A 9,611-nucleotide genomic window follows, 5' to 3' on the forward strand; every position below is an offset into this window, starting at 1 on the left:
AACATCCACCCCCGGGCAGAAAAGAGCACGGGGGGGATCAACCAAAACCATCCAGCAGGGGGAAATCAACCCACCACAGAACCCATCTGGAAGATCGGCATGTACATCGCTACCACCAGGCCACCGATGAGAACACCGAGAATCACCAGAATGATCGGCTCCAGCAAAGCGGTCAGGTTATCCACCGCCCGATCCACCTCCTCCTCATAAAAATCAGCAATCTTGGCCAACATCTCCTCCAGATTACCGGTGGATTCACCGATGTTGATCATCTGGGTGACCATGGAAGGAAAAAGACCCGATTCGAGCAAAGGTTCCGTCAAGCTGCGGCCTTCGGCGATGGAGGAGCGGGAGTTCATGATCGCCTCTTCCACCACCCGGTTACCAGAGGTCTTGGCGACGTTTTCCAGAGACTCCAAAATGGGGGTACCCGCCGCCACCATGGTGGAAAAGGTGCGGGCAAAACGGGCTACGGCGGATTTTCTCAAAATCATGCCGAAAACCGGTAGATTCAGAGACAATCGATCCATCTGGTAGTGAAAATTTTCGTTGTTGTTGTAGAGTCTCTTGAAGGTAAAAATGGTCCCACCGATGACGATCAACACCAGCCACCAGTTGGCCTGTGACCACTCTGATATGGAAATCACCACCCGAGTGGGCATGGGCAGCTCAGCGCCAAAATTGCTGAAAAGATCCGCAAAGGCCGGCACCACGAAGATCATCAAGACACCGGTGATGATAAAGGCGATCACCAGCACCGCGATGGGGTAGGTCATGGCGGATTTGACCTTGGCCTTCAAGGCTGCCGCCTTTTCCTTATAGACCGCCAAACGAGAGAGCACCGCCTCCAGAATACCCGACTGCTCACCAGCGGAGACCAGATTGACGAACAGCTCGTCAAACATGACGCTCTCTTTGTTCAGCGCCTCGGTCAGGGAGGTACCCGCCTCCAGGTCATTTTTGACCCGCATGGTCACTTCACCCACCGCCGGGTTTTCCGAACCCTTGGAGACCAGATTGAAACACTGCACCAGGGGGAGCCCGGCTCCCACCATGGTGGAGAGCTGCCGGGTGAAGATCACGATCTCCATTTCGGTGATGTTGTTACCCCCGAAAAAACCGCCGCCGGATTTGGGCTTTTTCTTGACCTTGATTTTTTTCAGCCCCTGCTTGCGCAGCTGGGCCATCACCTCACCGGTATTGGCCCCCTCCATGTTGCCAGAACGCTTTTCACCGCTCCTGGTAACGGCTTCCCACATAAAGGTTTCCATCAAATACCTCCCACAAGCCGCCGTAAATGATTGCGAACCATATCCACCGGCATCTCCTCACCGGTCCAAATCCGAAAAGCCAGTGCCCCCTGATGAATCAACATGCCCAAGCCGTTGGCGCCAGCCAATCCCCGGATACGGGCCTCTTTCAGAAGAGGGGTCTCCAAGGGTGAATAGACAATATCATAAATGAAGGCCTCTTCGGGCAGTCGATCCAGATCAATCCCCAAAGAACCCTCTCCATTCAGGCCGACACTGGTGGTGTTGACCAAAAGATCGCATCTCTCCAGGGGTAAATCGGCCGCTTCCTTCAGGGAGATGGCCTCTACTTCAGGTAGCTGGACATCGTTTTTGTAAAAACCGACTTCATCCAGCAACTCGGGACGCATGAGGTCGTCAAGCAGACGATGGGCGCGCTCAGCGGTGCGGTTGACCACGGTAATGCGACCCCATTCACCCGCCAGAAGCAGCCCGGCCACCACCGCCTTGGCCGCTCCCCCCGCACCCATGAGAATCACGTTGGGTCTGGCTTTGGTGGGCTGATAGACCTCATCCAATGCAGCCATAAAGCCCGCCGCATCGGTGTTGTAGCCCCAAAACCGGCCATCCTGCCCCAAGGTCACGGTGTTCACAGCCCCAATCCAACGGGCTTCCGCGCCCACACCGCCAATACACCGGATGATGGTTTCCTTGTGGGGAATGGTAATGTTGAAACCGGCGCAACCCACGGCCTTCAGCCCCACCACCAGCTCATGGAGATGTTCAGGCGCCACCGGAAAAGGCAGATAGCGATAGTTGAGCTTGAGGGCGTCCAGAGCCAGATTGTGCATGGCCGGGGAGAGGGAGTGGGCCACGGGATGACCGATGACCCCCAACAGGCGGGTGTGGCCATCGATGGCAAAACAGGAAAAAAGATTGGGATCAATATCGTTCATATGGGATTGGGCACATCATAATGATGGTGAACAAGACCAAATCGACTGGCCAGCAAATCCCCAACCGCCTGGATTCCGAACCGTTCGGTGCGGTGATGGCCAGCAGCGATGAAATGAATACCTTCCTCCAGGGCATAGTGATAGACCCATTCTGTCGCCTCCCCGGTGATAAAAAGATCCGCCCCCACAGCCACAGCCTCCCGAATCAACTCGGGTGCGGCTCCGCTGACGATGGCGATTTTTTGAATCCGCTCCGGACCAAACGGCAAGACCAGAGGCTCCCCGCCGATCACTTCCCGAATCCGCCCGGTCATGCCTTCGATGGAGAGGCTTCCGCTCCGGGGCTGACCCAAAAAGGAGAGAGGCGTTCCCCGATAGAGACCAAAAGGGGCTCCCCGCTCCAAACCGAGTTTGTCCAGCAGAAGAGCATTGTTGCCCAATTCTCCATGGCAATCCAGTGGTAGATGATAGGCGGCAAGAGCCATATCCCGCATCAGGAGATATTTCAGCCGCTCTCTGAGGCTTCCTGCTATCACTCGGGAATCTTTTTCCCAAAAAAGACCGTGATGTACCAAAATCAAATCCGCCTCACACTGCGCCCCCTTTTCAAAGAGCGCCATGCAGGCCGAAACCCCGGTCGCCACCACCCGAATCTCCCTGGAACCCGCCACCTGAATACCGTTGGGGGCATAATCGGCCAGGGCATCTGCCCCCAGGGTCTCATGCAAAAATCGCTCAATCTCCTCAAGATAGACCATAACTGTCAGAAATCCTTGCGCTAAAAGGCATTATCGGGGACCATGTATAGAATCGTTGCAAACCGGTCTGTCTTGATATTCACTGGGTTTTGGCTGTAGAATTCACCGGGTTGTGGCCATAGAACCACTTACGCTGCAACCAGCAACGATTTTGTATTTTAAAGCAATCCACTTAAAAAGCATCAAACTGTCTTGGAAAGACCTTCCCCATGTCTTCACGTCGGGATCCTTTCACGCTTTTGCCCATCGATTCCGAACGGCTTCGCCGCATCGAGACGAACCCCTATCTGAACGCCCGGGATAAAATTTCCCGTATTCTCGTCAAGTATACCCTGATCGACTCCTACCACAAATTTCGCAAAGCCCGTCTGCCCTATCCCTTCGTCCAACCGGCACTCCTGCGTCCCGGCTCGGTAGCCGCCACCCGGGAATATGTCCTGCACAACAATGCCCTGGTTATTTTGGTCGATGGCATGCTTCCAGACAAGTTACGGAAACATTTTCACTATCGGGAGGGCAATCGGGTCCGCAAAAAAACCATCGCCGAGGTGGCTCCGGACATTCAGGGCATGGAAAACTATTCCCGCAACCATCGTCGGGTGACCAATCCAGGTTTCGAGGGGCTGATGCGCATGCTTCTGCCTCTGGATTATGCCCTACTGGTACAAAATTCCCAGGAAGAGGGTCGCCTTTCCCGTAATTTCAGGCTAACCAACTTTCACGTCAAGATCGAACGCCTGACCGATAACGCCTTGCGGGGATTGGGCACCCATCTCAACTATCTCACCCGCAGTCTTTATGAGCGGGGGGATGCCTTTGTGGAATCCCTGGAGAAAAAATTTTACGAATATCACAGCTTTTACCACAACGCTGCCGGTCGCCGCTCCGCTTCAGCCCTGGCCACCCAGCTGTTAAACCGGGAGGGATTGCAAGGCACCATCTACATCGCCTCACAACAGGATCGGCGTCTCACGCTGCTCTCCACCAGCGGTGAGTCCCGGGAAACCCATATCGAACAATATCTCCTGCTGCTGTTGCCTCCGGAGCGTCTGGCCCAGTTGAAAAAATGGGGCCGAAAGCGCGACCTGGACATTCGTCGTAACTATCTGGTGGCCAAACACGGCCAGGATGGGGGGGTGGTGCTCTTTCGCATACGCTATGAACACACCGCAGCTGGCCGTCCATCCCCGAATGGAGCCTTGAAAAGCCATTTTGATCCCAAGGAAAAGTGGATCCGGATCAAGGATGAGGCCATACTCCCCCTTAATCCAAAAAAAGATGGCGAAATCGCCTATCAGGTCGCTTTCCAAAATACAAAATCAAACCAGTAGGGAGGGGAAAAAATAATCCACAGGCCCCTGTGGAAAACAGCCGGACAACACCCTGATTCAAAAGTTGATAACCTGACCCTGGTCCGGTAAAACAGAATTTATCCCCAGATCATACACGAAAAGACACCTGGGTTTACCAATGGGTTGAACTATCAATATTACCTTGTTTTTCAACAATATATAAAATTTATCCACAGTTTCCACAGGCCCTTTATCTTCTACAATCTTTTAACATTTTTAAAATCTAATATTTGATACATTCAAGGCGGATTTTCTCAAAAGCCTTCCTGATCGGGAAATCTCGACAGCGAAACAGGGGAAAATCCCTTCACCACCGACCATTTTAAGGGATTCCATGGAACCCAAACACCCCTTCATCAGGTCTTGTCTGCGTTTGCCGGTAGAACAAACTCCCCTTTGGCTCATGCGCCAGGCAGGTCGTTATCTGCCGGAATATCGGAAGCTTCGGGCTCAGGCCGGGGATTTCATGTCCTTGTGCCAAAATCCGGAGCTGGCCACTGAAATCACCATACAGCCCATACGGCGCTTTGATCTGGATGCAGCCATTCTGTTTTCAGACATTCTGGTGATTCCCCACGCCATGGGCATGGGGCTCCATTTTGTCACGGGAGAGGGACCGATATTGGCGGATCCCATGCGTCAGAGTGGCGATATTGATCGCCTCAAGGTGGTGGATCCCAATGTTGAGCTGAAATATGTGATGGATGCCATTGCCGGAATTACCCGGGAATTGGCCGGTCGTGTTCCCCTGATCGGCTTTTCGGGAAGCCCCTGGACCGTGGCCACCTATATGGTCGAGGGAGGCAGTTCCAAAACCTTCTCCCGGATTAAGGGGATGCTCTACGACCAGCCGAAAACGTTGCACAAGCTTTTGGATCGTCTGGTGGATTCGGTCGCTGATTATCTCAATGCCCAGATTGAGGCCGGGGTCTCTACCGTACAGATTTTTGACTCCTGGGGCGGAGCTTTGGGGCCCAAGGAGTTCAGGGAATTTTCGTTGAACCCCATGGCCCGTATCGTCGAGCGGCTGCATCGGACCAACAGCAAAGGGGAAAAGGTTCCGGTCATTCTCTTTGCCAAGGGGTGTGGGCAGATGCTGGAGGAGCTGGCGGATACCGGCTGTGATGTGCTGGGTCTTGACTGGACCACCGATCTGGGAGAGGCCAGAAAGCGGGTGGGGGATCGGGTGGCTTTGCAGGGCAATATGGATCCCACGGTGCTTTATGCCCAACCAGCGCGCATTGATGCGGAGGTGGAACGTCTGCTGACCGCTTTTGGTTCCCATCCGGGCCATGTCTTCAATTTGGGCCACGGCATGTCTCCGGACATGAATCCTGATCATGTGACCGCTCTGGTGGAGTCGGTCCATGGAATCAGCCGTCGGATCAGGGGAGCTTCCTGATCATGAGTGGTTCGGGCCTCTCTCAAAAGGTGGTGTTTGACCGGAAGCTGATCGATAAATATGACCGGGCCGGGCCACGCTATACCTCTTATCCCACCGCCCCTCATTTTCATGAAAAGTTTGGTCCGGAGCAGTTCCGCAAGATGGCGGCGGATTCCAATGTTGGACCTGACAAGCGACCCCTGTCGATCTACGTCCACATCCCCTTTTGTGATACGGTCTGTTATTACTGCGCCTGCAACAAGGTGGTGACGCCGGATCGGTCGAGGGCGGCGCACTATCTGGAATATCTGTTCCAGGAAATCCCCAAGATGGGTGCGCTGTTCGATAGGGATCGGCCAGTGGTGCAGCTTCATTTGGGTGGGGGTACGCCCACCTATCTGGATATCGGTCAGCTGGGTCGATTACAGGAAGAATTAGGCAAACATTTTAATCTGATGGGGGATGACACCGGGGAGTATGGCATTGAGGTGGATCCCAGAGAGGTGCCTGACGGGACTCTGCAAGGCTTGCGGGATTTGGGTTACAACCGCATCTCCATCGGCGTTCAGGATTTGGACCCCAAGGTACAAAAGGCGGTCAACCGGATTCAGCCCAAGGAGTTGACCTGGCGGGTGGTGGAGGAGTCGAGAGCGGTGGGGTTTCACTCCATCAATCTCGACTTGATTTATGGATTGCCTTTTCAGACGGAGGCGGGGTTTACCAAAACCCTGGAGACGGTGATTCAGGATTTGGAGCCGGATCGTCTGGCGGTTTTCAACTATGCCCATTTGCCACAATATTTCATGCCTCAGCGGCGGGTTAATCCCGAGGAGTTGCCGGAGCCGGAAGAAAAGTTGCGGATTTTGGAATCGGCCATCGAGGTGTTGACCCGGGCGGGTTATGTTTATGTGGGGATGGATCATTTTGCCAAGCCTGAGGATGAGTTGGCCACGGCCCAGCGCAATGGTGTTTTGCACCGTAATTTCCAGGGTTACACCACCCATGGTGAGTGTGATCTGGTCTCTCTCGGCACCACGGCCATCAGTCAGGTGGGGCCTTCCTATGCTCAAAACCTGAAGGGGCTGGAGGAGTATTATCAGCGCTTGGATGGGGATGAGATTACGGTTTTCAGGGGGTTGGAGCTGACTCGGGATGATCTGATCCGGCGGGATGTGATCATGCGATTGATCTGTGATTTTCAGTTGGATCGCACCCAGGTTGGGGAGCGGTTGAATCTGGATTTTGACGACTATTTCAAGGATTCCCTGCCGGATATCGCCAGAATGGTGGATGAGGGATTGTTGGAGGATGAAGGATCGATCATTCGTTTGACGCCGGGTGGGAGGCTTTTGATTCGCAACGTCTGCATGGCTTTTGACTGGTATCTGAAAAACGCCGAACAAACCCGATCATTTTCCAAAACCATCTGACTTTATAGTGGTATAGCCATTCGAATCAAGAATTGGACATATGCCGTTGCACTTTTGCCGTCATTCCCGCGAATGCGGGAATCCAGGATGTCTGGCACGAGCCTTTCCAAATCTTACATCACTTTCAGCAAAACGCCGGCCTTTCTTGATGATTTGGTTTTTCCTTGAAGGCAACCATCAACTCCCTGGATCCCCGCCTTCGCGGGGATGACGAGTCAGGGAAGAGTGTCCAATTTTGAGATAGAACTGTTATAATGAAAGGTCTGAGTCTGGGGTTGTCTTCCCCAGGGTCTTGATCTTGCTTTTTTCAGGATGACTCAATGAGCCAGGAATCCACCATCGTCATCGGAGGCGGCATCTCAGGCCTCGCTACCGCCTGGTTTCTCTACCAGGAAGGCTACCCCGTGCAGCTCCTGGAGTCCCGGAGCCAGCCCGGTGGCACCATCCTCACCAGCGATCATCAAGGCTATCGCATCGAACATGGACCCAACTCCACCCTGCAACGCCAAGGCGCCCCGGACGACGCCCTGGGACGGTTGATCGAACAGCTGGATCTGGAAAAAGAGGTGGTCAGCGCCCCCCCAGCCGCCCAAATCCGCTATGTGGTCCAAAACGGCCAACCCCAACCCCTCCCCACCAGCCCCCTGGCTTTTTTAACAACCAGGCTTTTTTCCCTGAAAGCCAAACTCCGACTCCTGGCCGAACCCTTTATCGGACGCGCCAAGGAAGAGGAGTCCATCGCCTCTTTCGTGCGCCGACGCCTGGGAAAAGAGTTTTTAAACTATGCCATCGAACCCTTCATCTCCGGCGTCTATGCAGGCAACCCGGAGCGGCTTTCCGTACAAGCAGCCGTACCGAAAATTTATGCCCTGGAGAAACAATACCGCTCCCTGATTTTTGGCGCCATCGCCCGAGGCCGGGTGGCGAAAGGGGCCGGGCAACCCGTTGGCCGGATGATCTCCTTTAAAAACGGCATGGGCCAACTCCCCGAAACAGTCATCAACCAACTACCCAAAGGCACCGTCCACCTGGGACACAAGGTGGTGGCTCTGGAACCCCAACCGGATGGCTCCTTCACCATCCATTGGGAAAAAGGGGAAGAAACAGGAACACTCAACGCCGACAGAGTGGTTTTGGCCCTTCCCGCACCCGCTGTGGCAGAACTTTTGGCACCCTTTGCTCCCGAAGCCGGAGAAATACTCCACACCATCCCCTACGCCCCCATCGCCTCCATCGCTTTTGGCTTTAAACGCAGCCAGGTAAAGCACTCCCTGGACGGCTTCGGTTTTCTCACGCCCAGAAGCGAAAAATTACGGATTCTGGGCGCGCTGTTCATGAGCACCCTCTTTAAACATCGCGCCCCCAAGGATCATGTGCTGCTCAACGTCTTTGTTGGCGGCATGATGGATACCGAGGTGGAAGAGACCGACGACGAAACCCTGGTCAACCAGATGCTGAAGGAGCTGAAACAGCTGTTGGGGCTTTCCGGCAAACCCACATTTATCTTCCTCACCCGTCACAAACGCTCCATCCCCCAATACACCTTCGGCCATCTGGATCGCCTGAAAACGTTCGATCAGATGATGGAAAACTACCCGGGGCTTCACTTTAGAGCCAACTGGCGAGAAGGTATTTCAGTGGCGGATTGTGTCAAGAATGCCGAAATCCTGGTGGACTCCTTCGAAGATTTTCATTAGGCTGCGAGCGTTGATACAAAGGTAGCGGAAAGGCTGGCTGGCCATTTTTTCGAAGTAGTGGCAGCTTTTTAGGGCCTTCCATACCGAAAACCATCTTATTTTTGGTTTCAATTATTCAGGGAGCCCCTATTTCAGGGGTGCAGTCATGTATAGTTTGGTCGTTGAGGATGAGCCTGTTTCCCAGGCGATTCTGCAAGGCATACTGGAACCCTTCGGACCCTGTGATCTGGCCTCCTCCGGTGTTGAAGGGGTGGCGATGTTACAGAAGGCCCTATCCCAGGATAAACGCTACGATCTGGTCTGCCTGGATATCCAAATGCCCGATATGGATGGCTTGGAGACCCTGAAAATTTTCCGTAAAATCGAACAGGAGAAGGGTATCCAGCGGTTTGGTCAAGTGAAAGTATTCATGGTGACCAGCCTCTATAATCGTCAATCTCTGGAGACGGCGTTTTACCAGGGAGATTGCGACGAATATATCGAAAAACCCATTGATCCAAACGATTTAATGGAACGGCTGCAAAAATATAAATTGATTGGCAGAACATAAGATTGGGTTGGCCGGAGCAGTACATCAGCAAGGGTAGCCATCCGGTTAGCGGGTTGATGGAAAATAGCCCCCATGGATGATCTTGACTCAATAAAAGCGGCTGGGGATCAAAAGGGCACCCAGCCAGTGACCTCTGCCGACCTGGATCAAACCAACCGGGCTTCGGCGGGCAGATCTTTCTTTGCCCCTTCCGCCTTCCAGGCCACCAGCATCCCCACCAGGGAGACGGTGCAA

8 protein-coding genes are annotated in these 9,611 nt (G+C 53.8%); 5 read left to right on the forward strand and 3 right to left on the reverse strand.

Translation table 11 applies throughout. The annotated features are described in order from the left end of the window. Nucleotides 1–65: 65 nt before the first annotated feature. The 3 genes from HQL52_11330 to HQL52_11340 are packed head-to-tail and all read right to left on the reverse strand — an operon-like array spanning nucleotide 66 to nucleotide 2,964. Nucleotides 66–1,271, reverse strand: coding sequence for a type II secretion system F family protein (locus tag HQL52_11330; GenBank protein ID MBF0370036.1), 1,206 nt, complete (start codon nucleotides 1,269–1,271; stop codon nucleotides 66–68). Further along, nucleotides 1,271–2,206 carry a shikimate dehydrogenase gene (locus HQL52_11335; GenBank protein MBF0370037.1) on the reverse strand — a complete coding sequence of 312 codons (936 nt, stop codon included), beginning with the start codon at nucleotides 2,204–2,206 and terminating at the stop codon, nucleotides 1,271–1,273. Before HQL52_11335 ends, HQL52_11330 begins: the two co-directional genes overlap by 1 nt. Continuing rightward, nucleotides 2,203–2,964: a Nif3-like dinuclear metal center hexameric protein gene (locus tag HQL52_11340; GenBank protein ID MBF0370038.1), complete on the reverse strand. Its 762-nt coding sequence runs from the start codon at nucleotides 2,962–2,964 to the stop codon at nucleotides 2,203–2,205. Before HQL52_11340 ends, HQL52_11335 begins: the two co-directional genes overlap by 4 nt. A gap of 209 nt (nucleotides 2,965–3,173) precedes the next feature. Here HQL52_11340 and HQL52_11345 point away from each other — a divergent pair, with 209 nt between their 5' ends. From HQL52_11345 to HQL52_11365, 5 genes are all read left to right on the forward strand, one after another. After that, nucleotides 3,174–4,295: a hypothetical protein gene (locus HQL52_11345; GenBank protein ID MBF0370039.1), complete on the forward strand. Its 1,122-nt coding sequence runs from the start codon at nucleotides 3,174–3,176 to the stop codon at nucleotides 4,293–4,295. Nucleotides 4,296–4,650: 355 nt separating this feature from the next. Beyond that, the gene (locus HQL52_11350) at nucleotides 4,651–5,718 is read left to right on the forward strand and encodes a uroporphyrinogen decarboxylase (GenBank protein ID MBF0370040.1); all 1,068 of its coding nucleotides are present in this window, start codon (nucleotides 4,651–4,653) and stop codon (nucleotides 5,716–5,718) included. A gap of 2 nt (nucleotides 5,719–5,720) precedes the next feature. Further along, a complete protein-coding gene (hemN, locus tag HQL52_11355; GenBank protein ID MBF0370041.1) occupies nucleotides 5,721–7,130 on the forward strand; it encodes an oxygen-independent coproporphyrinogen III oxidase in 1,410 nt (469 codons plus the stop codon). A 320-nt stretch (nucleotides 7,131–7,450) separates the two neighbouring features. Beyond that, a complete protein-coding gene (gene hemG, locus HQL52_11360; GenBank protein MBF0370042.1) occupies nucleotides 7,451–8,827 on the forward strand; it encodes a protoporphyrinogen oxidase in 1,377 nt (458 codons plus the stop codon). A 145-nt stretch (nucleotides 8,828–8,972) separates the two neighbouring features. Then, the gene (locus tag HQL52_11365; GenBank protein MBF0370043.1) at nucleotides 8,973–9,377 is read left to right on the forward strand and encodes a response regulator; all 405 of its coding nucleotides are present in this window, start codon (nucleotides 8,973–8,975) and stop codon (nucleotides 9,375–9,377) included. Nucleotides 9,378–9,611 lie beyond the last annotated feature (234 nt).

Source organism: Magnetococcales bacterium, from assembly GCA_015232395.1.
Lineage (GTDB): Bacteria > Pseudomonadota > Magnetococcia > Magnetococcales > JADFZT01 > JADFZT01.